Below are 26,058 nucleotides of genomic sequence, written 5' to 3'. Positions count from 1 at the left end.
CAACGCCTTTTCGCCAGCAGGCGGTCAGGTAAAGGATTAAAGGACGCAGTGCAGGTCCAGGCAGAGGAACAATAATAAATGCAAGCCGATTTCTGGAATGACAAGCGCCCGGCAGGCGTGCCTTCCACCATCGACATCAATGCCTACGCCTCGGTGGTCGAGGTGTTCGAGCGCTCCTGCAAGCGTTTTGCCGACCGCCCGGCGTTCAGCAACCTGGGCGTGACCCTCAGCTACGCGGAACTGGAGCGCCATTCGGCAGCCTTCGCTGCCTGGTTGCAGCAGCACACCGACCTCAAACCGGGTGAGCGCATTGCCGTGCAGATGCCCAATGTGCTGCAGTACCCCATCGCCGTATTCGGTGCCATGCGCGCCGGGCTGATCGTGGTCAATACCAACCCGTTGTACACCGAGCGCGAGATGCGCCACCAGTTCAAGGACAGTGGCGCGCGTGCGCTGGTGTACCTGAACATGTTCGGCAAGCGCGTGCAGGAGGTGCTGCCCGATACCGGTATCGAGTACCTGATCGAGGCAAAGATGGGCGACCTGCTGCCGGCCGCCAAGGGCTGGCTGGTCAACACCGTGGTCGACAAGTTGAAGAAGATGGTGCCGGCCTACCAGTTGCCCCAGGCGGTGCCGTTCACGCAGGTGCTGCGCGAGGGCCGCAGGCTGTCGCCCAAACCGGTGTCGCTGAACCTCGATGACATCGCCGTGCTGCAGTACACCGGCGGCACCACCGGCCTGGCCAAGGGCGCCATGCTCACCCATGGCAACCTGGTGGCCAACATGCTGCAGGTGCTGGCCTGCTTCTCGCAGCACGGCCCCGATGGGCAGAAGCTGCTGAAGGACGGCCAGGAAGTGATGATCGCGCCGCTGCCGCTGTACCACATCTATGCCTTCACCGCGAACTGCATGTGCATGATGGTCACCGGCAACCATAACGTGCTGATTACCAACCCGCGGGATATTCCCGGCTTCATCAAGGAGCTGGGCAAGTGGCGTTTCTCTGCCTTGCTGGGTCTCAATACCCTGTTTGTCGCACTGATGGACCACCCGGGCTTCCGTCAGCTGGACTTCTCGGCGCTGAAGGTCACCAACTCTGGTGGCACCGCGCTGGTCAAGGCCACCGCCGAGCGCTGGGAAGACCTTACCGGGTGCCGCATCGTTGAAGGCTACGGCCTGACAGAAACCTCGCCGGTGGCCAGCACCAACCCCTACGGCCAGCTGGCGCGTCTGGGTACGGTGGGCATCCCCGTGGCGGGTACTGCGTTCAAGGTCATCGATGATGATGGCAACGAACTGCCGCTGGGCGAGCGGGGCGAGCTTTGCATCAAAGGCCCGCAGGTCATGAAGGGTTACTGGCAGCAGCCCGAGGCAACGGCCCAGGCACTGGACGCAGAAGGCTGGTTCAAGACCGGTGATATCGCGGTGATCGACCCGGACGGCTTCACCCGCATCGTCGACCGCAAGAAGGACATGATCATCGTCTCGGGCTTCAACGTGTACCCCAACGAAATCGAGGATGTGGTGATGGGGCATCCCAAGGTCGCCAACTGTGCGGCTATCGGCGTGCCGGACGAGCGTTCCGGCGAGGCGGTCAAGCTGTTCGTGGTGCCGCGCGAGGGGGGGCTGAGCGTTGATGAGCTGAAGGCCTACTGCAAGGCCAACTTCACCGGCTACAAAGTACCCAAGCACATCGTGCTGCGCGAATCGTTGCCCATGACGCCGGTGGGCAAGATTTTGCGGCGGGAGTTGCGCGATATAGCGTGATACCGGGATGGCTTCTTCGCGGGTAAACCCGCTCCTACACCGCCAATGTAGGAGCGGGTTTACCCGCGAATGCCTCTAAACCGCTCTAAAAGGCCATATACAGCCTTATCTGCGACATTTTGGATAATTACTCTAAAAATGACCTGTATTGTTCATTGAGTCATTTTTGTGACCGCAAGGCCTGTTTTGGCCTCTAGGCGACCCCAGACAAAGCTGTTACTCTCGGCCCGCTTCCAGATGATCCGGTTTGCAACGAACCGTCATCTCATATCAATAATAAGCGCATCGACGCGTGAATCGAACTTCGCTGTTGCTGAAGGAGTGGGCTTCCATGATCGAAAATTTTTGGAAGGATAAGTACCCAGCCGGGATTACGGCGGAAATCAATCCTGACGAATTCCCCAATATCCAGGCGGTACTCAAGCAATCCTGCCAACGCTTTGCCGACAAACCGGCCTTTAGCAACCTGGGCAAGACTATCACTTATGGCGAGTTGTATGCGTTGTCGGGGGCGTTTGCCGCCTGGCTGCAGCAGCATACCGACCTCAAGCCGGGTGACCGCATTGCCGTGCAACTGCCCAATGTCCTGCAATACCCGGTCGCGGTCTTCGGTGCCATGCGTGCCGGGCTGATCGTGGTCAACACCAACCCGCTGTACACCGCGCGGGAGATGGAACACCAGTTCAACGACTCGGGTGCCAAGGCCCTGGTGTGCCTGGCCAACATGGCCCACCTGGCCGAAAAAGTGGTGCCCAAAACCCAGGTCAGGCACGTTATCGTCACCGAAGTGGCCGACCTGCTGCCGCCACTCAAGCGCCTGCTGATCAACAGCGTGATCAAGTACGTGAAGAAGATGGTGCCGGCCTACAACCTGCCGCAGGCCGTGCGTTTCAATGACGCCCTGGCGCTGGGCAAGGGCCAGCCAGTGACCGAGGCCAACCCGCAGGCCAACGACGTGGCGGTGCTGCAATACACCGGCGGTACCACCGGCGTGGCCAAAGGCGCCATGCTGACCCATCGCAACCTGGTGGCCAACATGCTGCAGTGCCGGGCACTGATGGGCGCCAACCTGCACGAAGGCTGCGAAATCCTCATCACTCCGCTGCCGCTTTACCACATCTATGCGTTTACCTTCCATTGCATGGCGATGATGCTGATCGGCAACCACAACGTGCTGATCAGCAACCCGCGAGACTTGCCGGCAATGGTCAAGGAACTGGGCAAGTGGAAGTTCAGCGGCTTTGTGGGCCTCAACACCCTGTTCGTCGCCTTGTGCAATAACGAGGCGTTCCGAGCCCTGGATTTCTCGGCGCTGAAAATCACCCTGTCGGGCGGCATGGCCTTGCAGCTAAGCGTGGCCGAGCGCTGGAAGGCCGTTACCGGTTGCGCCATCTGCGAAGGCTACGGCATGACCGAAACCAGCCCGGTGGCGGCGGTGAACCCGTCGGAAGCGAACCAGGTGGGCACCATCGGTATTCCGGTGCCGTCGACCTTGTGCAAGGTCATCGACGACGCCGGCAATGAGCTGCCGCTTGGCGAAGTGGGCGAGCTGTGTGTCAAGGGCCCGCAGGTGATGAAGGGCTACTGGCAGCGTGAAGATGCCACGGCCGAGATTCTCGACAGCGAAGGCTGGCTGAAGACCGGCGACATCGCCGTGATCCAGGCGGACGGCTACATGCGCATCGTCGACCGCAAGAAAGACATGATCCTGGTCTCGGGCTTCAATGTGTACCCCAACGAGCTGGAAGACGTGTTGGCGGCCTTGCCGGGCGTGCTGCAGTGCGCTGCCATCGGTGTGCCGGACGAGAAGTCGGGTGAAGTGATCAAGGTCTTCATCGTGGTCAAGCCGGGCATGACCGTGACCAAGGAGCAGGTGATGGAGCACATGCGTGCCAACGTCACCGGCTACAAGGTACCGCGCCACATCGAGTTCCGCGACTCGCTGCCTACCACCAACGTTGGCAAGATCCTGCGCCGCGAACTGCGTGATGAAGAGCTCAAGAAGCAAGGCTTGAAGAAGATCGCCTGACCATAAGCCTGCACGCTCAGTGTGGAAGCGGCCTGGTGTCGCGAAAGGGCCGCGAAGCGGCCCTGGGGTTTCGGCGGCGATGCAACAATGGCTGGGGGGCGCTATGCGCCCCTTTCGCGACACAAGGCCCCACAATAAGATGCGGCGCCGTCTTCAGACATTGTGAGCCCCTGTAGGAGCGGGTTTACCCGCGAATACGGTAGTGGCGACAACGGTGAACGGCGGGTGGAAATCGGTCAGCAGGGCCGGCCCTTTCGCGGGTAAACCCGCGCCTACATCCGCGCAACTCAGCGCAGCTTCTCGAGCATCTGGTAGTACCACATCCCCGCCGCCAGCAGCGGGTTCCCCAGCAAGTCCCCCATCGGCACTCGCACATGCTTGCACTGGGCAAAGGTGTCGAACTTCTCCAGCGTGCCGGTCAACGCTTCGGCCATGATCTCGCCCATGATGTGGCTGGTGGCAATGCCGTGCCCCGAGTAACCCTGGCAGTACCACACGTTGTCCGACAGCTTGCCCAGCTGCGGGATGCGGTTGACCACGATGCCCATGGCGCAGCTCCACTGGAACTCGATCGGCACCCCCTTCAATGCCGGGAAGGTGCGTTCGATGCAGGGGCGCAATTCGCCTTCGATGTCGCGTGAATCCTTGCCTGAGTAGTTGGCGCCGCCGCCGAACAGCAGGCGCTTGTCGGCCGTCAGGCGGTAGTAGTCGAGGACGAAGCGGCAGTCATACACCGCCAGGTCCTGCGGGTTGATCTGCTCGGCCAGCTCACCCAGCGGCGCGGTGGTGACGATACCGCCCATGGCTGGGAAGATCTTGCCCTTGAGCTGGCGCTTTTCGAGCTTGTGATACACATCGCCGGCCAACATCACCTGGCGTGCCTCCACCCGGCCGTGGGCGGTAACCACCGCCGGGCGCGGGCCATGGACGATGTCCAGCACTTCGGAATTTTCGAATATCAGTGCACCCAGGCCATGCGCGGCACGGGCTTCGCCCAGGCACAGGTTGAGTGGGTGCAGGTGCAGGTTGCGCAGGTTCTTCAACGCACCCAGATAAAGCGGGCTTTGCAGATGCTCCGCCACTGCAGCGCGATCGAGCAGTTGCACCTGCTCGCCCATGCCGCGGCGCTGTGCTTCGGCCTCGAACGCACGCAGTTCGTTCATGTGCGAAGGTTTCATCGCGGCATGCAAATGGCCACGCTTGAGGTCGCAATCGATGCCATAGCGCGCCACGCGCTGCTCGATCACCTGGTGCCCGCGCCAGCGCAAGTGCCAGATGAAATCGTCCACTTCGGCGCCCAGGTGGTTGCGCATCTGCGAGCGCATGGCCTCGTCGCCCGACAGGCTGCCGGTGACCTGGCCGCCGTTGCGACCGCTGGCGCCCCAGCCGATACGGTTGGTTTCGACGATGGCGACCTTCAGGCCGCGCTCGGCCAGTTCAACCGCCGTGGCCACGCCCGTAAAGCCACCGCCGATGATCGCCACATCCACCTGCACCGTGCCTTTGAGTTGCGGGTACTCGCTGTGGTCGTTGAGGGTGGCGCTGTAATAGGACGGCGCGCGCTGCGCCGGGCCGTTGTTCAATGCTGCGTTCATGGGTGTTCCTTGTTTTGTAGGGGCTCAGGCCTGGTGCAGGTACCAGCGCCAGTCCTGTTCGCTGACTTCAGCCATGAACTGGCGGTACTCGGCGCGCTTGACCTTCAGGTACACGCCAAGGAAGTCTTCGCCCAGTGCTTCACGGGCCCATTCGGAATGTTGCAGGGCGTCGAGGGTGGTCAGCCAGTCGGTGGGCAGGTGTTCGGTGGCCTGAGCGTAACCGTTGCCTTCAACGGGGGCACCTGGGTCAAGCTGTTCGCGGATGCCCTGGTGGCTGGCAGCAAGGATCGCCGCTGCAGCCAGGTAAGGGTTGGCATCCGCGCCACAGATGCGGTGCTCCACATGGCGACTGTTGGTAGGGCCTCCTGGCACACGCAGGCTCACGGTGCGGTTGTCCACGCCCCAGGTTGGCGCCAGGGGCGCATAGCTGTTGGCCTGGAAACGTCGGTACGAGTTGGCGTTGGGGCAGAACAGCAGCAGCGAGTCGCGCAGGTGCCGCAGCATGCCGGCCACGGCCTGGCGCAGCAGCGGGGTACCGGCCTTGTCTTCGCTGGCGAACAGGTTGTTGCCGGCGCTGTCGGCCAGGCTCAGGTGCATGTGCATGCCGGTGCCGGCCAGTTGGGCAAATGGCTTGGCCATGAAGCAGGCCTGCATGCCGTGGGCATGGGCCACACCTTTTACCAGGCGCTTGTAGCGCACCGCCTGGTCCATCGCCTGCAGCGCATCGCCATGCTCCAGGGTGATTTCCACCTGGCCCGGGGCGTACTCGGAAATGGCCGTGCGCGCCGGGATGCCTTGGGCCTTGCAGGCAGCGTACAGGTCGGCGAGGAACGGTTCGATCTGCTCCAGTTCGCGCAGGCCATAGACCTGGGTGCTGCGTGGGCGACCGCCATCGTTGTCCAGTGCCGGTTGTGGGCGGCCCTGGGCATCACGCTGCTGGTCAAGCAGGTAGAACTCCAGCTCGCAGGCCATCACCGGGTGGTAACCATCGGCCTTCAACGCTTCGATGGTGCGCAGCAGCACATGGCGTGGGTCAGCGATGCTGGCCGGCAGCCCCTCGCTGGGGTGCATGCTCACCTGCACTGCAGCGGTGGGCACCCGGCGCCAGGGCAGCCGCACCAGGCTGCCGTCAAGCGGGTAGGCACGGCAGTCGATATCGCCTACATCCCACACCAGGCCGGAGTTTTCCACGTCGTCGCCATTGAGGGTCAGGCCAAGGATGGTGCTGGGCAGTGGCCGGCCTGTCTGGTACACGGCCAGCAATTCCTCGCGGTGCAACAGCTTGCCGCGTGGCACACCGTTGGCGTCGAGGATGAACAGTTCGAACAGCTCGATATCGGGGTTGTCGGCCAGAAAACGGGTAGCCTGCTCTACAGGGGCAAAGTGCATGATCAATTCGCTCATAGGCGCGCAGGGCCACCGCGCAAGCAGGCGGCCCAGTTGAGTCAAACGGCCAGACGGTGGCCGGGTTTGGTCACAATGGCGTGAGCGAGGTGTCCGGTGGGCGCGCGTGACGGCAGTGCCACAAGGCCCAGAAGGCGAGGATGATGTGGACCAGCGGATTTTCCCCGGCACGGCTCCGGGCCTTCGGCAGCGAAGGGCGGGACGACGGTGGGGCGATAGGCTGGGCGGGAGTCATGCCTTTGATACTCACATGCGGCGTAAGGTTGATTAAAGCAGTGAATGGCAACCTTTACATCGCACTTGGCTAAACATTCTGGTGAAAGCATCACGGTCAAAGTGGGAGCGGGCTTGCGTCGCGAAAGGGCCGCGTAGCGGGCTCCGGCCATCAGCGACCATTCAGAAGTTGCTGGGGCCGCTTTGCAGCCCTATCGCGACACAAGGCCGCTCTCACAGGGCGCGTGCAAGCAGCAGAGAATCCGCAAATCTGCGACAATCGCCCGACTTTCCGAATGCCGATCATGAAAAAGCAGGCTCACCTGCATCACTAAAAAGCCCCATGACTGACCACGCCATCGACAAACTGCTGCAAAACCTCGACCACGCCATGATTGCCGACCGCCATCGCCTGCGCCGGCAACTGCACGAACTGCGCAAGCGCCCCGACGAGGCGAAGCTGGCGCAGTGGGTGGAGAAGGTCCAGGCCTCCTGCGCTCAGGTCACCGCGCGTCAGCAGAGCGTGCCGACCGTACGCTACGACGACAACCTGCCCATCGCCGCCAAGCGTGACGAAATCAAGAAGGCCCTGGCCGAAAACCAGGTGTTGGTGATCGCCGGCGAGACCGGCTCTGGCAAGACGACCCAGTTGCCGAAAATCTGCCTGGAACTTGGCCGTGGCAGCCATGGGTTGATCGCCCATACCCAGCCACGCAGGATCGCAGCGCGTAGCGTGGCCGCGCGAGTCGCCGAAGAGCTGGGCACGCCCTTGGGCGCGCTGGTCGGCTACCAGGTGCGTTTCGAAGACCAGAGCGATTCCAATACCTTGGTCAAGCTGATGACCGACGGCATCCTCCTGGCCGAAACCCAGCACGACCGTTTCCTTGAACGCTACGACACGATCATCGTCGACGAAGCGCACGAGCGCAGCCTGAACATCGACTTCCTGCTCGGCTACCTGAAAACGTTGCTGCATCGTCGACCGGACCTGAAGCTGATCATCACCTCGGCCACCATCGACCTGGAGCGCTTCTCCAGGCACTTCGACGGTGCGCCGATCATCGAGGTGTCCGGGCGCACCTTCCCGGTGGACACCTGGTACCGCCCGCTGACCAGCGAACAGGACGAGGAAGGCAACCAGATCGAGGATGACCTCACCGTCGATCAGGCCATCCTTGCCACCCTCGACGAGCTGGCGCAGCACGAGCGTAGCGAGGGCAAGGGGCCGGGCGATGTGCTGATCTTCCTGCCGGGCGAGCGGGAAATCCGTGATGCCGCCGAGATCCTGCGCAAGGCGCAACTGCGCCATACCGAGATTTTGCCGCTGTACGCGCGCCTGTCGCCGGCCGAGCAGCAGCGTATCTTCCAACCGCACACCGGGCGCCGCGTGGTGCTGGCCACCAACGTCGCCGAAACCTCGCTGACCGTGCCTGGCATCCGCTATGTGATCGACACCGGTACCGCGCGCATCAGCCGCTACAGCTACCGCGCCAAGGTCCAGCGCCTGCCGATCGAGGCGGTGTCACAGGCCAGTGCCAACCAGCGTAAAGGCCGTTGCGGCCGGGTCGAGCCGGGCATTTGCGTGCGTCTCTACAGCGAAGAGGACTTCAACAGCCGGCCAGCGTTTACCGACCCGGAGATTCTGCGCACCAACCTGGCGGCGGTGATCCTGCAGATGTTGCACCTGCGCCTGGGCGCAATCGATGCCTTCCCGTTCATCGAGCCGCCGGATGGCAAAGCCATCAGCGACGGCTTCAACCTGTTGCAGGAGCTTTCGGCGGTTAACCGCGAGAACCAGCTGACGCCAATTGGCCGCCAGCTGGCGCGCTTGCCGATCGACCCGCGGCTGGGCCGCATGCTGCTTGAAGGCGCGCGCCTGGGCAGCCTGCAGGAAGTGCTGATTGTCACCAGTGCGCTGTCGGTGCAGGACCCGCGTGAACGCCCTCCAGAACGCCAGCAGGCCGCCGACCAGGCGCACGCACAGTGGAAGGACGTGGACTCGGACTTCGCTGCGCTGGTCAACCTGTGGCGCGGCTTCGAGGAACAACGCCAGGCGCTGACTGCCAACCCGCTGCGCAACTGGTGCCGCAAGCAGTTCCTGAACTACTTGCGGCTGCGCGAGTGGCGCGATGCTCATCGTCAGTTGGCGCTGATTTGCCGTGACCTGCAGCTGACGGTGAACAAGGAACCGACTGATTACCAGAAGATGCACAAGGCAATCCTCAGCGGGCTGCTCAGCCAGATTGGCCAGAAGACCGAAGAGGGCGACTACCAGGGCGCCCGCCAGCGGCGCTTCTGGGTGCATCCATCGTCGGGCCTGGGACGCAAGCGCCCGCAGTGGGTCATGGCTGCCGAGCTGGTCGAAACCACCAAGCTGTATGCGCGCATGGTGGCCAAGATCGAGCCGGACTGGATCGAGCCGCTGGCCGGCCACCTGATCAAGAAAAACCATTTCGAGCCGCACTGGGAGAAGAAGCGCGGGCAGGTGGTGGCCTACGAGCAGATCACGCTCTACGGGCTGATCCTGGTCGGCCGTCGGCCGGTGCACTACGGCCCGATCGACCCGGCGACCTCGCGCGAGCTGTTTATCCGTGAAGGCCTGGTGGGTGGCGAAATCCAGTCGCGGGCCAAGTGCCTGGCGGCCAACAAACGCCTGCTTGAAGCGCTGGACGAGCTGGAAGCCAAGGCTCGCCGGCGTGACATTCTGGCTGACGAAGAAACGCTGTACGCTTTCTACGAAGCGCGCCTGCCGGCGGAAATCCACCAGACGGCGACCTTCGACAGTTGGTACCGCATGGGCAGCCAGAAGGACGCCAACCTGCTGATCATGCGCGAGGAGGACGTGCTGGCCCGCGAGGCCAGCGAAGTGACCGCCGCACAGTACCCCGACAGTATGCAGGTGGGCGATTTGCGCCTGCCGCTGAGCTACCACTTCGAGCCCGGCCACCCCCGCGATGGTGTGACGGTGCGGGTGCCGGCGCCGCTGTTGCCGAGCCTGCCGGGCGAGCGCCTGGAGTGGCTGGTGCCGGGCCTGCTGGAGGCCAAGTGCGTGGCGCTGGTGCGCAACCTGCCCAAGGCCCTGCGCAAGAACTTTGTCCCGGTACCTGACTTCGTCAAGGCTTCGCTGGCGCGCATGACCTTCGGCCAAGGGGCGCTCCCGCAGGCCCTGGGCCAGGAGCTGCTGCGCATGACCGGTGCACGTGTGTCGGACGAGGCCTGGGACGAGTCGGTCAACCAGGTCGAAGGCCACCTGCGCATGAACATCGAAGTGGTCGATGGCCAGGGCAAGTTCCTTGGCGAAGGCCGCGACCTGGCGGAACTGACCGCGCGCTTTGCTGCCGCCAGCCAGGCTGCCCTGGCCGTGCCGCGTGACGCCAAGGGTGAGCAGCCGGTGCAGGCCAAGGCCTTCAGCGAAGTGAAGCAGACCGCCCAGCAGAAGATCGCCGGCCTGTCGATGACCGTGTACCCGGCGCTGGTGGAAGACAATGGCACTGTGCGTGAGGGGCGTTTCTCGACCCAGGCCGAAGCCGAGTTTCAGCACCGCCGCGCCTTGCAACGGCTGTTGCTGCAGCAACTGGCCGAGCCGGCCAAGTTCCTGCGCGGCAAGCTGCCGGGGCTGACCGAGCTGGGCCTGCTGTACCGTGAAATGGGGCGGGTCGAGGCGCTGGTCGAAGACATTCTGCTGGCCAGCCTGGACAGTTGCATCCTTGAAGGCGAACAACCGTTGCCACGTGATGGCGCGGCCTTGGCCGCGCTGGCTGAACGCAAGCGCGGCAGCTGGGCCGAGCATGCCGAGCGCCTGGCAAGGCAGACCCTGGAAGTGCTGAAGCTGTGGCATGGGCTGCAGAAGCGCTTCAAGGGCAAGATCGACCTGAGCCAAGCGGTGGCGCTGAACGACATCAAGCAGCAGCTGGGCAACCTGGTGTACCCGGGCTTCGTGCGCGAAACGCCTGGGGTGTGGTTCAAGGAGTTGCCGCGTTACCTCAAGGCGGTTGAGTTGCGCCTCGAGAAACTCGGCTCGCAAGTACAGAAGGACCGGGTGTGGAGCGGCGAGCTGGCCAATTTGTGGGCGCAGTACAAGGCCCGTGCCGACAAGCATGCCCAGGAAGGCAAGCGCGATGAGCAATTGACTGTGTACCGTTGGTGGCTGGAAGAATATCGCGTGTCGCTGTTTGCCCAGCAGTTGGGGACCAAGGTGCCGATTTCTGACAAGCGATTGAGCAAACAATGGAGTCAGGTGGAAGGCTAACCTCTATTATTTGTGGCAAACTTTGGGGCGTTTGGGGCCGCTTTGCGGCCCTTGGCGGGTGAGCCCGCCTTGCGGGGGTAAACGTAGGCCCCTGAATTGGCACTAAAGTGCCATTAACCTGTCATGTTTCCAGCCAGCGCCCTGTGGCGGTGGCCTTTGACCAGAGGAACGACCGTGCATAACGTCGTGATCAGCGGCACCGGCCTGTACACCCCGGCCCAGAGCATTTCCAACGAAGAGCTGGTGGCTTCCTTCAACGCCTGGTCGCAGCAGTTCAACCAGGACAACGCTGCCGCCATCGAGCGCGGTGAAGTCGAGGCGGCGCCGCTCTCCGACGCGGCGTTTATCGAAAAGGCCTCGGGCATCAAGAGCCGCTTTGTCATGGACAAGGCCGGTATCCTCGACCCGCAGCGCATGAAGCCGCGCTTGCCCGAGCGCAGCAACGATGAACCGTCGGTGCTGTGTGAAATGGCCGTGGCCGCTGCCCGCCAGGCCCTGGAGCGCGCAGGCCGAACGGCGGCCGATGTCGACGGGGTGATCGTCGCCTGCTCCAACTTGCAGCGCCCGTACCCGGCCATCGCCATCGAAGTGCAACAGGCACTGGGTGTCCAGGGCTTTGCCTTCGACATGAACGTGGCCTGCTCGTCGGCCACCTTCGGTATCCAGACCGCCGCCAACAGCGTAGCGCTGGGCCAGGCGCGGGCGGTGCTGATGGTCAACCCCGAAGTGTGCACCGGCCACCTCAACTTCCGTGACCGCGACAGCCATTTCATTTTCGGCGATGCCGCCACCGCCGTGTTGCTGGAGCGTGCCGACCAGGCCACTTCGGCGCACCAGTTCGACATCGTCAGCAGCAAGCTCTGGACTGAGTTCTCCAACAACATCCGCAACAACTTCGGCTTCCTCAACCGTGCGGCGGAAGAGGGTGAAGGCGCTGCGGACAAGCTGTTCATCCAGGAAGGCCGCAAGGTGTTCCGCGAGGTGTGCCCGAAGGTGGCCGAGCTGATCGGGGAACACCTGCAGGAGAATGGGCTGCAACCGGGCGACGTGAAGCGCTTCTGGCTGCACCAGGCCAACCTCAGCATGAACCAGTTGATCGTCAAGAAACTGGTGGGGCGTGAAGTGTCCGAGGAAGAGGCACCGGTGATTCTGGACCGTTACGCCAATACCAGCTCGGCGGGGTCGGTGATTGCCTTCCACCTGTACCAGGATGACCTGGCCAAAGGCTCGTTGGGCGTGTTGAGCTCGTTTGGTGCGGGGTATTCGATTGGTAGCGTGATTCTGCGCAAGCGCTGATTGAGCACAGGCCTGTTCCGGCCCCTTCGCGGGTAAACCCGCTCCTACGACGGGCCGTGCCGGACCGGCCATGCGTGTACACCACCGACCGTTGTAGGCGCGGGCTCACCCGCGAATACGGTAGCGCCGGCACCGGTGAACGCCCGGTAGAAAGTGGCCGATGCATTTCTGGCATGCAAAAAAGCGGGAAACGCCGGATGGGGTCGGCGTTTCCCGCTTCAGGTGAAGCAGAGCAGGGTGTTGCTTAGAACTTGGCTTCCAGGTCTACCTGCAGGGTGTCGACGTCAGCATTGCTGTTCGGCAGCTGCGACAGGTCGGTCTTGGCCATCAGGTAGGCAGCACCCAGGGAGAAGTTCTTGTCGATTTCGTAACCGACCTTGAACTTATGACCGCGCGAACCGGTGTAGCCGTTGCCGAAGTCCGAATCGGTGAACAGGCTGACCACCGCGTTACGCTGCACATCGCGGTAGTTGTAGTCCAGGCTCCAGGCACCCATTTTGGTTTTCAGGCCAGCCAGCCAGGCCTGATCTTCGCCGTCGGTGCTGTCGGTGTTCTTCACGTACTGGCCATAGGCCGACAACGGAATGGCCAAGCCAGTGAAGTCGATCTGGCCAAAGCCTTCCACCAGATTGAACTCGTTGGTGGTGTTGCCGAACGACTGCAGGATGGCGGCTTCCTTGTCGTTGTCGTAACCATAGATGCTGGCACCCACGGTGAGCTTGAGTACGTCGGCCGGCGCGAACTTGGCGCCCAACTGGCCGTGGTAAACCTGTGCATCGTGCTTGTACTGGACGCCGTCACCATCGACGTTGTCCTTCAAGGTGTACTGACCGGCGCTGGCAAACACTTCGGCCCCGCCCAGGTCAGCCTTGTAGGTGGCCGCCACACCTTCCGGGTTGATGTCGCTATCCCAGATGATGTCGCCCATGCTCACCCAAGGCTGTTGCATCTTGCCGCCAATCAGGTGCAGGTTAGGGACTGCAGTCGGGTGCCAGTCGAGGTAGGCCAGGTCGACCCACAGCGACTTCTTGTCGAAGTAGTTGTCGAAGCTCTGGTTGGTCGAACGTCGGTCAGCGCTGCTGCCAGTGGCGATACGAACCCCAGCGTCAACCTGCGGGTTGATCTCGCTGTAGAAGCCGACACGGGCACGTACTCGCTGGCGGTCCTGATTGCCGCTGCTGCTGTTCGGATCGTCGACGTTGACGTCTTCGTAACGCAGGCGCACGTCACCCTTGATCTGGGTCTTGGCGGCCCATGCCACTTTTTGTTCAAAGGAGCTCATACGTTCGGACTGAGCTTTCTGGTCGGCCTTTTCCTTGGTTTCTTTTGCCAGGTCGCCCTGCAGTTCGTTGTACTGCGCCTGGTTGATCGAGCCATTGGCGCGGAGCATTTCGAGCAGCTTGGCGTCGACAGCAGCACTGGCCGGGGCACTCAGGGCCAGCATCATGCCGGTGAGGCTTACTCCGGTAAGTGTGGAAACAAGACGCATAAGGTTCTCCCTACTGAAAAAAATGGGGGAGGCTCAAGCGCCTGCCCCTGCGTTGGCATGTCTTCGGAAAGGGCCTGAATAGACAGGTTCTAGGGTTCCGGAAAACAGGCGCAAGTATTGCGGGGGCCAATGACAGATTAATGTCTGATTAGTGGCACTGTTGTTAAGTAATTGAGAATTAAAGGGCCCACCCGGCGTTCGTCATTTGAGCGACGGGCCTTCCTTGGGGATACTGACGGTCTTCAGAGAGCGAGCCGAAAACGTGACCAGCCTGTACAGCCTTGCCCACCTGCGTGATCTGCCGACGGCCACCTGGGATGCCCTTGTGCCAGCCGGCCAACCCTTCCTGCGCCATGCTTTTCTCAGTGCAATGGAGGACAGCGGCAGCGTGGCGCGCAACACTGGCTGGGCCGCCGAGCACCTGGTGCTGGAGCGAGGCGGGCAGGTGCGGGCGCTGTTGCCCGCGTACCGCAAATGGCACTCGTTTGGCGAGTATGTGTTCGATCATGGTTGGGCCGATGCGTGTGAGCGGGCCGGTATCGCCTACTACCCAAAACTGCTTGGCGCTGTGCCGTTCAGTCCGGTCAGCGGCCCACGGCTGCTGGCGGCCGATCCGGCTGACGGTTTGTTGATGCTGCAGGCCCTGCCGGAGTATCTGGGCAAAGGTGGGCTGTCCGGAGCGCACATCAACTTCACCGACCCGGCGCTGGACGCGCAGTTGGCGGGCCTGCCTGGGTGGATGGAACGCCTGGGTTGCCAGTTTCACTGGCAAAACCGGGGGTATCGCGACTTCCAGGACTTTCTCGACAGCCTCAGCTCGCGCAAGCGCAAGCAGATGCGCAAGGAGCGCGAGCAGGTGGCGGGGCAGGGTATCGACTTCCGCTGGTACCGCGGTGATGAACTGGACGAGGCACAGTGGGATTTCGTCTTTCTGTGCTATGCCAACACCTATGCGGTGCGCCGTCGTGCCCCCTACCTGACGCGCGATTTTTTCAGCCTGCTGGCCGAGCGCATGCCCGAGGCGGTGCGCGTGGTGATGGCCCGCCAGGGTGGTCGAGATGTGGCCATGGCCTTGAGCCTGGTGGGGGGCGACAGCCTGTTTGGCCGCTACTGGGGCTGCCTGGATGAGTTCGACCGGCTGCATTTCGAGACGTGTTTCTACCAGGGCATGGACTTTGCCATTGCCGAGGGTTACCAGCGTTTCGATGCCGGGGCACAGGGCGAGCACAAGTTGATACGCGGGTTCGAGCCGGTGTTGACGCGGTCGTGGCATTACCTGCTGCACCCGGGGTTGCGGCGGGCGGTGGAGGATTTTCTGCTGCAGGAACGGGAAGGGGTCAAGGGGTATGCCGAGGAGGCGCGGGGGATGTTGCCCTACCGCCGGGACTGAGAGATCTGTGTTGCCTGTGCCGGCCTTTTCGCGGGTAAACCCGCTCCTACAACGATAGCGAACCTGTGTAGGAGCGGGTTTACCCGCGAAAAGGCCGCGCAGGTGTCAATCGACCCCGACAAAACCTCCGGTCTGGTGGTGCCACAACCGGGCATACAGCCCTTGCTGCTCCAGCAACTCACTGTGGCTGCCACTTTCGACAATTCGCCCCTTGTCCAGCACCACCAGCCGGTCCATACGGGCAATGGTGGAAAGCCGGTGGGCAATGGCGATTACCGTCTTGCCCTGCATCAGCGTCTCCAGGCTTTCCTGGATCGCCGCTTCCACTTCCGAATCCAGCGCCGAGGTGGCCTCGTCCATGATCAGGATCGGCGCGTTCTTCAGCAGCACCCGTGCAATGGCGATACGCTGACGCTGGCCACCCGACAGCTTGACCCCGCGTTCGCCCACATGGGCATCGAAACCGGTGCGGCCCTGGGCATCCGAAAGCTGTGGGATGAACTCGTCAGCCCGCGCGCGGCGCACAGCTTCGTGCAGTTCTGCATCGCTGGCACCGGGCCGGCCGTACAGCAGGTTTTCGCGGATCGAACGGTGCAGCAGCGAGGTATCCTGGGTGATCATGCCGATCTGTGCACGCAGGCTGGCCTGGCTCACCTTGGCAATGTCCTGGCCGTCGATGAGGATGCGCCCACCCTGCACGTCGTACAGGCGCAACAGCAGGTTGACCAGGGTCGACTTGCCTGCCCCGGACGGGCCGATCAAACCGATTTTCTCGCCCGGGCGGATGTCCAGGTTGAGCCCTTCCATGACATTGGTGGCCTTGCCGTAATGGAAGTCGACCTCATCGAAACGCACCGCGCCGCGGCTGACCTTCAGTGCCGGCGCATTGGGCAGGTCGGTGACGGTGACTGGCTGGGCGATGGTCTGCAGGCCGTCCTGCACCATGCCGATGTTCTCGAAAATGCCGTTGACCACCCACATGATCCAGCCCGACATGTTGACGATGCGGATCACCAGGCCAGTGGCCAGGGCGATGGCACCCACGGTGATCAGCGATTGGCTCCACAGCCACAGGGCAAGGCCGGTGGTGGCGACCACCAGCAAGCCATTGAGGGTGGTGATGACCACGTCCATGCTGGTGATCACCCGGGAGGCCAGCTGGGTTTTCTCGGTCTGCTCGCGGATTGCCTCACGCGCATACTGCTGTTCGTAGTCGGTATGGGCAAACAGCTTCAGCGTTGCGATGTTGGTGTAGCCGTCGACGATACGCCCCATCAGCTTGGAACGTGCGTCCGAAGACACCACCGAGCGCTCCTTGACCCGTGGCACGAAGTAGAACAGCGCGGCAATGTAGCTGACGATCCACGCCAGCAGCGGCAGCATCATGCGCCAGTCGGCCTCGGCGAACAACACCAGCGAGGTGATGGCGTAGATCAGCACATGCCATAGCGCGTCCACCGCCTGCACGGCGGAATCGCGCAGCGAGTTGCCGGTCTGCATGATGCGCTGGGCAATACGCCCGGCGAAGTCGCTCTGAAAGAAGTTCAGGCTCTGCTTGAGCACATAGGTATGGTTTTGCCAGCGGATCAGGCTGGTCATGCCGGGGTTGATGGTCTGGTGCACCAGCAGGTCGTGCAGGCCGAAGAACAATGGCCGCAGCAGCAGAATCACCACCAGCATCCAGATCAGCTCGCCGCTGTGCTCGCTGAAGAAGTTGGCATTGGGCGTACCCTGGGCCAGGTCGATGATCCGGCTGAGGTAGCTGAACATCGCCACCTCGATCAGCGAGGCGACCAGGCCGACCACCAGCAGGGCCACGAAGCTGGGCCACACCTGGCGCAGGTAATACAGGTAGAACGGCCACACGGTCGTCGGCGGCGATTCACTGGGGGCTTCGCGAAAGATGTCGATCAGTTGTTCGAAACGGCGGTACAGCATGGGTGGTGACACTCCTGTTCCATCCGGCCCTCAGGCGGTTTCACATCCTTGTGAAAGCCTGCGGTCAGTCGATGCGTTTGGCCGACTTGATGTACACCGGGTCGCTCGGCACATCACGCATGCCTTTCTTGACGGTGGTCGGCGAGTTGACGATCTGGTCGACCACTTCCATGCCCTTGGTCACTTTGCCGAACACGGCATAACCGGCGTCGCGGCCTGGGTTGAGGAAGTCGTTGTCGGCGACGTTGATGAAGAACTGGCTGGTGGCCGAGTTCGGGTTGGACGTGCGCGCCATCGACAGGGTGCCGCGGGTGTTCTGCAGGCCGTTGCTGGCCTCGTTCTTGATCGGGGCCTTGGTATCTTTTTGCACCATCTGGTCAGTGAACCCACCGCCCTGGACCATGAACCCCGGGATCACGCGGTGGAAGATGGTGTTGTTGTAGAAGCCACTGTCGACGTACTCCAGGAAGTTCTTGGTACTGAGCGGTGCCTTCTCGGCGTTCAGCTCGATTTCGACCTGGCCGAAGCTGGTGTCCAGCAGGACGTGCGGGGTCTTGTCGGAGGCCATCACGCTGGTGGCGAAGGCGACCGAGCAGGCGGTGAGCAGGAGTTTTTTCAGCATGGGCTCAAAGATCCTTGAGAGGTGGAAGCGGCTGCGAGGAACTGCAGCAGGGTCTGGTTGAAGACCTCGGGTTGATCGAGGGGTGTAGCGTGCCGGGAATCGTCGACGACGACCAGCCTGGCGTTGGGTATGAGGGCGACGTAGCGCTGTTTCAGTTGTATCGGCGTGTAATCGTGGTCGGCGGCGATCACCAGGGTAGGACAGTGAATCTGCCCGATGCGTTCCTGCACGCCCCAGTCGACGATGGCGTCGAAGCTTTTCAGGTAGGCGCGCTTGTCGTTGCGCGCCCAGCGCTGGGCCATCTTCTGTCGCAGGTCTGCTTGTTGTGGTTTGGGGAACAGCCGCTCGGCCAGCCCCTTGCCGACGGTTTCGACACTGAGGATGCGCGCCAGGCTCCAGCGCTTGAGCCACCACGCCCAGTCACTGCGGGTGCGGCGCTTGACCTCAGGGGCGCTGTTGACGATGCACAGGCTGCGCAACCATTGAGGGTGGTCGACGGCAAACTGGAAGCCGACCATGCCGCCCATGGACAAGCCGACGAAGTGCACCGGGCCTGTGTGCAAGTGTTCGAGCAGGGCCAGCAGGTCGGCACTGAAGGTGGCGATCTGGTAACCGTCAGCGGGTTTGTCGGAGCGACCGTGGCCGCGGATGTCCATGAGTATCACCCGGTAGTGGCGGCTGAACAGCGGCACCTGCAACTCCCAGTCCTGGCAGCTGGAGCCCAGGCCGTGCAGCAACACCAGGGGTTCGCCCTGGCCATATTCCTCGTAATGCAGTGTGCATCCTTCGTGTTCGAAATAGGCCATGGGCGCGGTCCTCTCAGGCTTGTGGGGGGGCTGCGAAGGGCACGTCCAGTGGCGCGGTGTCGAAATTGCGCAGCAGGTCGATGAGAATCTGCGTGGCCGGGCCCAGGGTCTTCTCTTTGCTCGAGTAAAGGTAGAACAGTGGGTGGCGGCTGCCACCCTGATCCAGCGGCAATGGCTTGAGCACGCCTTCGCGCAGTTCGCGCTCGATCATGTGACGGGGCAGCCAGGCAAAACCCAGGCCGCTGCTGACGAAGGTGGCGGCGGTGCCCAGGCTGCCGACGGTCCAGCGCTGCTCGGCGCCCAGCCAGCCGACGTCGCGCGGTTGGGCGCGGCCAGAGTCGCGGATCACCACCTGCAGCTGGCTTTCCAGGTCCTGGAAGGTCAGTTCGCGTCCCAGGCGGTGCAGGCTGTGCTCGGGGTGGGCGACGGCGATGAACTCCACTGCGCTCAATTCGGCGCCCAGGTAGCCGCCGATGCTGTAGCTGCTGATGGCCAGGTCGGCGATGCCTTCGTGCATCACTTCCTCCACGCCAGACAGCACTTCTTCACGCAGGCGTACCCGGCAGCCGCGGCTTTGTGGCATGAATGCAGCCAGCGCGCGTACCAGACGGGCGCTGGGGTAGGCGGCATCGACCACCAGGCGCACCTCGGCTTCCCAGCCTTGTTCCATGTGGTGGGCCAGGTCTTCGAGCTGGCTGGCCTGCTTGACCAGGTGGCGCGAGCGGCGCAGCAGCACATTGCCGGCCTCGGTCAGCACCGCCTTGCGACCATCGATGCGCAACAGCGGGACGCCCAGTTGCTCCTGCATGCGGGCCACGGTGTAGCTGACCGATGACTGCGAGCGGTGCAAGGCCTCGGCGGCCTGGGCAAACCCGCCGTGATCGACCACTGCTTGCAGGGTTCGCCACTGGTCAAGGGTTACGCGCGGCGCTTTCATCTTTCGCTCCTGTTGTCCTAAGCTGCGCTCTTTCAAGGAGAGCGGCCCATGAAGAAATGTTGTGCGGCAATACTGATGTGCCTGCCCCTCGGGGCCATGGCTTATCCCATCGATGTGGAGAAGGAGCTGACCGGGGTCAAGCTCGACTACACCGCCTATGACACGGCCTATGACATTGGCGCCATCACCCTCAACAACTATGGGCAGGTCCCGGCGGCGTGCAAGGTGACCTTCCGCAATGGCCCAGAGGCACCGCGGGTGCGCCGTGTGAACGTACCGGCAGGTAAAAGCGTCGATGTCACCGCGAAATTCAATCGGCAAATCATCAAACTGCGGATCGCCTTGAACTGCAGCGCGGAATAAACTGATTAATCGATAGATTGGACCCACTTTTTACGCTTTTTTATCGATAGGTCAAGCCTTAATCTCACCTCCATCGAATCGCACCCTTTTTTGCCGATGGAGGCACCCCCCATGTCCCGCGTACTGATCATCGAAAGCAGCGCCCGCCAGCAGGATTCCGTTTCCCGTCAGCTGACCAAAGATTTCATCCAGCAATGGCAGGCTGCCCACCCGGCCGATCAGATCACTGTGCGCGACCTGGCAGTAAGCCCGGTACCCCACCTGGACGCTAACCTGCTGGGCGGCTGGATGAAACCCGAAGAACAGCGCAGCGCCGCCGAACTGGAGGCCCTGGCCCGTTCCAACGAGCTGACGGATGAATTGCTGGCTGCCGACGTGCTGGTGATGGCTGCGCCCATGTACAACTTCACCATCCCCAGCACCCTGAAAGCCTGGCTGGACCATGTGCTGCGTGCCGGCATCACCTTCAAATACACCCCGACCGGCCCGCAAGGCCTGCTGACCGGCAAGCGCGCCATCGTCCTGACTGCCCGCGGCGGCATCCATGCGGGTGCCAGCAGTGACCATCAGGAACCGTACCTGCGCCAGGTCATGGCTTTCATCGGCATCCACGATGTCGACTTCATCCATGCCGAAGGCCTGAACATGAGCGGCGAGTTCCACGAGAAGGGCGTCAACCAGGCCAAGGCCAAGCTGGCGGCGGTGGCCTGAGGGTTCACGAATTCCCAAACCTGACACCTGTTTTTGCTCCTTTGGGTGTACCTGCCCGGCTTGTATGGCCGGGCTTTTTTTATGCCTGGGGTTTTTAGGTCGCCAGTGCCGGCCTTTTCGCGGGTAAACCCGCTCCTACAAAGGCCATTGCAGATAACTGCGCGCAGGCGAGCCGCGAAGAGGCCGGTACAGCCCCTACATTCCTCATGGTTGAACTCATTCGCTGCAACCCGCTAAGGTCGCGGCCTTGATTCACGAGAGGCAACCATGGGCTACCTGATAATCGTCGCGCTGATCCAGGCGTTTTCCTTCAGCTTGATCGGCGAGTACCTGGCCGGGCACGTCGACAGCTATTTCGCAGTGCTCGCCAGGGTGCTGCTGGCCGGCCTGGTGTTCCTGCCGCTGACCCGCTGGCGCCAGGTCGAGCCACGCTTCATGCGTTCCATGCTGCTGATTGGCGCGCTGCAGTACGGCATCACCTATGTCTGCCTGTACCTGAGCTTCCGCGTGCTTACCGTACCGGAGGTGCTGCTGTTCACGATCCTCACGCCGCTACACGTGACCTTGATCGAAGATGCCCTGAACCGGCGCTTCAACGCTTGGGCGCTAGTGGCCGCGCTGGTCGCCGTGGCCGGTGCTGCCGTGATCCGCTTCGACAGCATCAGCGGCGAGTTTTTCATCGGCTTCCTGCTGCTGCAACTGGCCAACTTCACCTACGCTGCCGGCCAGGTGCTGTACCGTCACCTGGTCGCTCGCCACCCCAGCGACCTGCCACACTACGCCCGCTTCGGTTACTTCTACCTCGGTGCCTTGCTGGTGGTGCTGCCGGCCTTCCTGCTGTTCGGCAATACCCAGCACTTGCCGAGCACTGACGTGCAATGGCTGGTGCTGTTGTTCCTGGGGCTGTGTCCGACGGCGCTGGGGCTGTACTGGTGGAACAAAGGTGCATGTCTGGTTTCTGGCGGTACGCTGGCGGTGATGAACAACCTGCATGTGCCGGTGGGGCTGCTGCTGAACCTGTTGATCTGGAACCAGCACGAGCCGCTGGGGCGGCTGTTGATCGGCGGGGGGATCATCCTGGCGTCGGTGTGGCTGAGCCGCCTGGGTGGGCGCGCACAGGCGCCGCTGGCCGGCAAGGCCTGACTCGCCCTTTGATCCGGGGGCTGCAGGGCAGCCCCGGCAATCTCAAGCCTCACTCATATCTTCAATGCGACGCGGCATCGGCTCTGCCGCCGTGCGCCCCGCCAACCCCACGCGCATGTCATTGCCACTCGGCTGCTGATACAAGCTCAAGCCAAACTCCGGCAACACCGCCAGCAGGTAGTCGAAGATATCCCCCTGGATCCGTTCGTAATCCGCCCATACCGTGGTGGTGGTGAAGCAGTAGATCTCCAGCGGCACGCCTTCGGCGGTGGTCTGCATCTGCCGCACCATGCAGGTCATGTTCGGGTGCACGTTGGGATGGTTCTTCAGATAGGCCAGGGCAAACGCGCGGAAGGTGCCGATGTTGGTCAGCTTGCGGCGGTTGGCCGACAGGTCCGCCACCGGCCCCAGCGCCTCGTTCCAGTTTTGCAGTTCCTGGCGCTTGCCCGCCAGGTAGTCACTCAGTAGCTGCACCTGGCTCAGGCGCTGTTCTTCTTCGCGGGTGAGGAAGCGCACGCCGGCGGCGTCGATGAACAGGCTGCGCTTGATGCGCCGGCCACCGGACTGCTGCATGCCGCGGTAGTTGCGGAATGACTCGCTCATCAGGCGCCAGGTGGGGATGGAAACGAGGGTCTTGTCGAAGTTCTGCACTTTCACCGTGTGCAAGGTGATGTCCACCACGTCGCCATCGGCGCCTACCTGCGGCATTTCTATCCAGTCCCCGACATGCAGCATGTCGTTGCTGGTCAGTTGCACGCTGGCGACGAATGACAGCAGGGTGTCCTTGTACACCAACAGCAATACCGCCGACATCGCACCCAGGCCGGACAGCAGCAACAGCGGCGAGCGGTCGATCAGGGTGGCGACGATGATGATCGAGGCGAAGATCCACAACATCATCTTGGCCAGTTGCACGTAGCCCTTGATCGAGCGGGTGCGGGCGTGTTCGGTGCGGGCATAGATGTCGAGCAGGGCATCCAGCAGGCATGACAGCGCCATGGTCATGAACAACAGGGTAAAGGCCAGGGCGACATTGCCAAGGAAGTGCTGAGCGGTGTCGGACAGCTCAGGCACCAGCTTCAGGCCGAACTGCAGCACCAGGGACGGGGTCGTTTGTGCCAGGCGGTGGAACACCTTGTTGTGGCGCAGGTCGTCCAGCCACTTCAGTGCAGGCTGGCGGGCCAGCAGGCGCGCGCCGTGCAGTATCAGGAAGCGCGCCAGGCGGCCGACTGCCAGGGAGATGAGCAGCAGTACTGCCAGACCGATGGCAGCGTGCAGCATGGGATGTTGGTCGAGGGTGCCCCACAGGTCGAGGGAGTCACGCCAGATTCGTTGGATATCCATGGGCTTGCATACAGTCTTGTTGCGAAACGAAGCCGTATTAGAGCGCGGATAGCGACAAAGTTGCCAAAAGAAATTCGGCTAAGGCTGCAGAAAACGTTACCCTATGCAACTGAATTTCCCGCACTTGTCTGAGGTTACCTCCGTGTTCTCCCAATTCGCCCTGCATGAACGCCTGCTTAAAGCCGTGGCCGAGCTTAAATTTGTCGAGCCAACCCCGGTGCAGGCCGCGGCCATCCCCCTGGCCCTGCAAGGGCGGGATCTGCGTGTGACTGCGCAGACCGGCAGCGGCAAGACGGCGGCCTTCGTACTGCCACTGCTCAACCGTCTGGTCGACCTCAGCGGTCCGCGTGTCGAGATTCGCGCGTTGATCCTGCTGCCGACCCGTGAGCTGGCCCAGCAAACCCTCAAGCAGGTGCAGCTGTTCTCGCAGTTCACCTACATCAAGTCGGGCCTGGTGACTGGCGGCGAAGACTTCAAGGAACAGGCCGCCATGCTGCGCAAGGTGCCCGACGTGCTGATCGGCACCCCGGGTCGCCTGCTCGAGCAGCTCAATGCCGGCAACCTCGACCTGTCCCACGTGCAGGTCCTGATCCTGGACGAAGCCGACCGCATGCTCGACATGGGCTTTGCCGAAGACATGGAGCGCCTGTGCAAAGAGTGCGAGAACCGCGAGCAGACCTTGCTGTTCTCGGCTACCACCGGTGGCGCGGCCCTGCGCGACATCATCGGCAAGGTGCTGAAAGACCCTGAGCACCTGATGCTCAACAGTGTCTCGCAACTGGCTGAAGGCACCCGCCAGCAGATCATCACCGCCGACCACGACCAGCATAAAGAGCAGATCGCGCAGTGGTTGCTGGCCAACGAAACCTTCGACAAGGCGATCATCTTCACCAACACCCGCGCCATGGCCGACCGCATCTACGGTCACCTGGTGGCCAAGGACGTGAAGGCCTTCGTGCTGCATGGCGAAAAGGACCAGAAGGACCGCAAGCTGGCCATCGAGCGCTTCAAGCAGGGCAGCTCCAAAGTGCTGGTGGCGACCGACGTGGCAGCCCGTGGCCTGGATATCGACGGCCTGGACCTGGTGATCAACTTCGACATGCCACGCAGCGGTGACGAGTACGTCCACCGTGTGGGCCGTACCGGCCGTGCCGGTGGCGAAGGCCTGGCGATCTCGCTGATCACCCACAACGACTGGAACCTGATGTCGAGCATCGAGCGCTACCTCAAGCAGCAGTTCGAGCGCCGGGTCATCAAGGAAGTGAAGGGCACCTACAACGGGCCGAAGAAGGTCAAGGCCTCGGGCAAGGCGGCCGGCAGCAAGAAGAAAAAGGTCGAGAAGAAGACCGGCGACAAGAAAGCTGCCGCCAAGCGCAAGCCTACTGCCAAGCCGAAGGCCAACGCGCCTCTGGCCAGTGCAGATGGCCTGGCGCCACTGAAGAAGCGCAAGCCTGCTGCTGAATAAGACTCACGCAGGCCCTTTGCAGAAGCGACGCAAGCTTGCTTCTGCGAAGGGCGTGCGCAGGCGACGAACGATCACTCCGCCTTTTTCTCTGCCTGCTTCAACTCCTTGATCCGCTGGTCGATCAGCTGACACTTGTCGGGCAAGTCCTTGCTCGCCGTCCCCAGATCCATCCCCTGAAGCTCATCATTGATCTCCTTGGCCTTTTGCGGGTTCTGCTCAGTCAACTGAGTGACCAGCCCGGCCAGCTCCTCACGTTTTTGCGTTGCTTCTTCAGGTGTGCAGGCCCAAGCGGGCAGGGCGCAAAGCAGGGCAGCGGCACAGGCTATGGGCAGTAGCGGTTTCATCCTTCCAACCTCCGGCGGTGGTGATGCCCGGTGGAGGGCTGTGGGGGCAGGGAAGTTCAGGGCTTGCGACCGATGGAAGATTTCTTTGGTGGTGGTCCTTGGGAGACCGAGCGCCGCGCGGGCGGCGCTCGATTTGCGCAATCTCCCCACACACAATCCGCAGCCCTTCTTCCCCAGTATCGCGTGCAGAGATTTCTTGTTGTCACAACGGTCTTGGTCGAGATCTAAAAATTTGCTCGAACCCTTTGAGAGCGGGCTGACTTCATCGGCAAATCTGTAAGCAATTTCCCAAAGTAGCCTTGTTTGCTCGCGTTCTATTGCCCCGCCAGGTGTGGGGAGCTAGGGTCAATCGCACCTGAGGGCACGCAGCGCAATCCGCCCTTCGCCTTCGGGAACAACCTCAAGACGTCGATCTCGAAATGCCGTCGTTATCAGCCCAATCCTTACCAAGGAGAGGTAAGCATGGCCTTCGATGCTTATATTCAAATCGCAGAGATCACTGGCGAAGCACTGGACGAGCAGTACGCCAACTGGATCGAGATCATCGGCTACAAGTTCGGCGCCAACCAGAGCACCTCTGCCACCGCAAGCTCCGCGGGCGGCGCATCTTCCGGGCGGGCCACGCTCACCAACTTCACCTTTACCAAGTATCTGGACAGCGCCAGCTGCAAGCTGCTTGAGGCCAGCTGTGCCGGCCAGCACCTGAAGGAAGTGAAGCTGGTGGTGTGCCGGGCCGGTACCGAAAAGCTCAAGTACTACGAAGTCATTCTCGAAGAAGTGATCATCGCCGATTACGCCCAGAGCGCCAGCGCCGGAGTGCCGATAGAAGTGATTCAATTGAACTACGGCCGCATCAAGACCACCTATACGCGGCAGAAGCGCCGCGACGGCAGCGCGGGCGGCAACGTGACCGGCGGCTGGGACCGCATCGCCAACAAGAAGTATGCGTGAGG

19 protein-coding genes are annotated in these 26,058 nt (G+C 62.4%); 10 read left to right on the top strand and 9 right to left on the bottom strand.

Annotated features, from left to right (window positions below; all coding sequences use genetic code 11):
* The first annotated feature begins 78 nt into the window (after positions 1-78).
* Positions 79-1,767 carry a long-chain-fatty-acid--CoA ligase FadD2 gene (fadD2, locus tag AA098_RS20555; RefSeq protein WP_003254621.1) on the top strand — a complete coding sequence of 563 codons (1,689 nt, stop codon included), beginning with the start codon at positions 79-81 and terminating at the stop codon, positions 1,765-1,767.
* Between the two features lie 331 nt (positions 1,768-2,098).
* Positions 2,099-3,796 (top strand): long-chain-fatty-acid--CoA ligase FadD1, encoded by a 1,698-nt coding sequence (gene fadD1, locus AA098_RS20550; protein WP_003254620.1) that lies wholly within the window; start codon positions 2,099-2,101, stop codon positions 3,794-3,796.
* Between the two features lie 287 nt (positions 3,797-4,083).
* Here the strand turns inward: fadD1 and AA098_RS20545 are convergent, their stop codons facing one another.
* On the bottom strand, positions 4,084-5,391 hold the full coding sequence (locus AA098_RS20545) for an FAD-binding oxidoreductase (RefSeq protein ID WP_003254619.1): 1,308 nt from the start codon (positions 5,389-5,391) through the stop codon (positions 4,084-4,086).
* A gap of 24 nt (positions 5,392-5,415) precedes the next feature.
* Positions 5,416-6,780, bottom strand: a complete 1,365-nt coding sequence (locus AA098_RS20540; RefSeq protein WP_064615259.1) for a glutamine synthetase family protein — start codon at positions 6,778-6,780, stop codon at positions 5,416-5,418.
* 571 nt (positions 6,781-7,351) lie between these two features.
* On the opposite strand from AA098_RS20540, the gene hrpA reads away from it, so the two are divergent.
* Both hrpA and AA098_RS20530 read left to right on the top strand, forming a co-directional pair.
* Positions 7,352-11,257, top strand: a complete 3,906-nt coding sequence (gene hrpA, locus AA098_RS20535) for an ATP-dependent RNA helicase HrpA (protein ID WP_003254617.1) — start codon at positions 7,352-7,354, stop codon at positions 11,255-11,257.
* A gap of 174 nt (positions 11,258-11,431) precedes the next feature.
* Complete coding sequence (locus AA098_RS20530; RefSeq protein ID WP_003254616.1) at positions 11,432-12,553, top strand: beta-ketoacyl-ACP synthase III; 1,122 nt, start codon at positions 11,432-11,434, stop codon at positions 12,551-12,553.
* Positions 12,554-12,797: 244 nt separating this feature from the next.
* Here AA098_RS20530 and AA098_RS20525 read toward each other — a convergent pair whose 3' ends face one another.
* Positions 12,798-14,042 carry a putative porin gene (locus AA098_RS20525; RefSeq protein ID WP_003254615.1) on the bottom strand — a complete coding sequence of 415 codons (1,245 nt, stop codon included), beginning with the start codon at positions 14,040-14,042 and terminating at the stop codon, positions 12,798-12,800.
* 262 nt (positions 14,043-14,304) lie between these two features.
* On the opposite strand from AA098_RS20525, the gene AA098_RS20520 reads away from it, so the two are divergent.
* Entirely contained in the window at positions 14,305-15,432 is a 1,128-nt protein-coding gene (locus tag AA098_RS20520) for a GNAT family N-acetyltransferase (RefSeq protein WP_004576866.1), read from the top strand.
* Positions 15,433-15,537: 105 nt separating this feature from the next.
* Here the strand turns inward: AA098_RS20520 and AA098_RS20515 are convergent, their stop codons facing one another.
* From AA098_RS20515 to AA098_RS20500, 4 genes are all read right to left on the bottom strand, one after another.
* Entirely contained in the window at positions 15,538-17,370 is a 1,833-nt protein-coding gene (locus tag AA098_RS20515; RefSeq protein ID WP_064614959.1) for an ABC transporter ATP-binding protein, read from the bottom strand.
* Positions 17,371-17,434: 64 nt separating this feature from the next.
* Positions 17,435-17,992: a peptidylprolyl isomerase A gene (locus AA098_RS20510; protein ID WP_014590063.1), complete on the bottom strand. Its 558-nt coding sequence runs from the start codon at positions 17,990-17,992 to the stop codon at positions 17,435-17,437.
* Complete coding sequence (locus AA098_RS20505; protein WP_003254611.1) at positions 17,986-18,798, bottom strand: alpha/beta fold hydrolase; 813 nt, start codon at positions 18,796-18,798, stop codon at positions 17,986-17,988. Before AA098_RS20505 ends, AA098_RS20510 begins: the two co-directional genes overlap by 7 nt.
* 13 nt (positions 18,799-18,811) lie before the next feature.
* Positions 18,812-19,735 (bottom strand): LysR family transcriptional regulator, encoded by a 924-nt coding sequence (locus AA098_RS20500; protein WP_003254610.1) that lies wholly within the window; start codon positions 19,733-19,735, stop codon positions 18,812-18,814.
* 48 nt (positions 19,736-19,783) lie between these two features.
* Here AA098_RS20500 and AA098_RS20495 point away from each other — a divergent pair, with 48 nt between their 5' ends.
* From AA098_RS20495 to AA098_RS20485, 3 genes are all read left to right on the top strand, one after another.
* Positions 19,784-20,098 carry a hypothetical protein gene (locus AA098_RS20495; RefSeq protein ID WP_012051530.1) on the top strand — a complete coding sequence of 105 codons (315 nt, stop codon included), beginning with the start codon at positions 19,784-19,786 and terminating at the stop codon, positions 20,096-20,098.
* 111 nt (positions 20,099-20,209) lie between these two features.
* Entirely contained in the window at positions 20,210-20,809 is a 600-nt protein-coding gene (locus tag AA098_RS20490; protein WP_003254608.1) for an FMN-dependent NADH-azoreductase, read from the top strand.
* A 267-nt stretch (positions 20,810-21,076) separates the two neighbouring features.
* Complete coding sequence (locus tag AA098_RS20485) at positions 21,077-21,952, top strand: carboxylate/amino acid/amine transporter (RefSeq protein WP_064614958.1); 876 nt, start codon at positions 21,077-21,079, stop codon at positions 21,950-21,952.
* A 42-nt stretch (positions 21,953-21,994) separates the two neighbouring features.
* On the opposite strand, the gene AA098_RS20480 is transcribed toward AA098_RS20485, so the two are convergent.
* The gene (locus AA098_RS20480) at positions 21,995-23,296 is read right to left on the bottom strand and encodes a mechanosensitive ion channel family protein (RefSeq protein ID WP_017148155.1); all 1,302 of its coding nucleotides are present in this window, start codon (positions 23,294-23,296) and stop codon (positions 21,995-21,997) included.
* Positions 23,297-23,399: 103 nt separating this feature from the next.
* Between AA098_RS20480 and AA098_RS20475 the strand changes: the two genes are divergently transcribed.
* On the top strand, positions 23,400-24,761 hold the full coding sequence (locus AA098_RS20475) for a DEAD/DEAH box helicase (RefSeq protein WP_012051553.1): 1,362 nt from the start codon (positions 23,400-23,402) through the stop codon (positions 24,759-24,761).
* 71 nt (positions 24,762-24,832) lie between these two features.
* Here AA098_RS20475 and AA098_RS20470 read toward each other — a convergent pair whose 3' ends face one another.
* Complete coding sequence (locus tag AA098_RS20470) at positions 24,833-25,105, bottom strand: hypothetical protein (RefSeq protein WP_003254599.1); 273 nt, start codon at positions 25,103-25,105, stop codon at positions 24,833-24,835.
* 462 nt (positions 25,106-25,567) lie between these two features.
* On the opposite strand from AA098_RS20470, the gene AA098_RS20465 reads away from it, so the two are divergent.
* Positions 25,568-26,056 (top strand): type VI secretion system tube protein Hcp, encoded by a 489-nt coding sequence (locus tag AA098_RS20465; protein WP_047604233.1) that lies wholly within the window; start codon positions 25,568-25,570, stop codon positions 26,054-26,056.
* The last annotated feature ends 2 nt before the right edge of the window (positions 26,057-26,058 follow it).

Origin of the sequence: Pseudomonas sp. JY-Q (assembly GCF_001655295.1) — a bacterium.
Taxonomy (GTDB): domain Bacteria; phylum Pseudomonadota; class Gammaproteobacteria; order Pseudomonadales; family Pseudomonadaceae; genus Aquipseudomonas; species Aquipseudomonas alloputida.
Note: the sequence above shows the minus strand (reverse complement) of the source record. Positions and strands in the feature narration are given on the sequence as shown.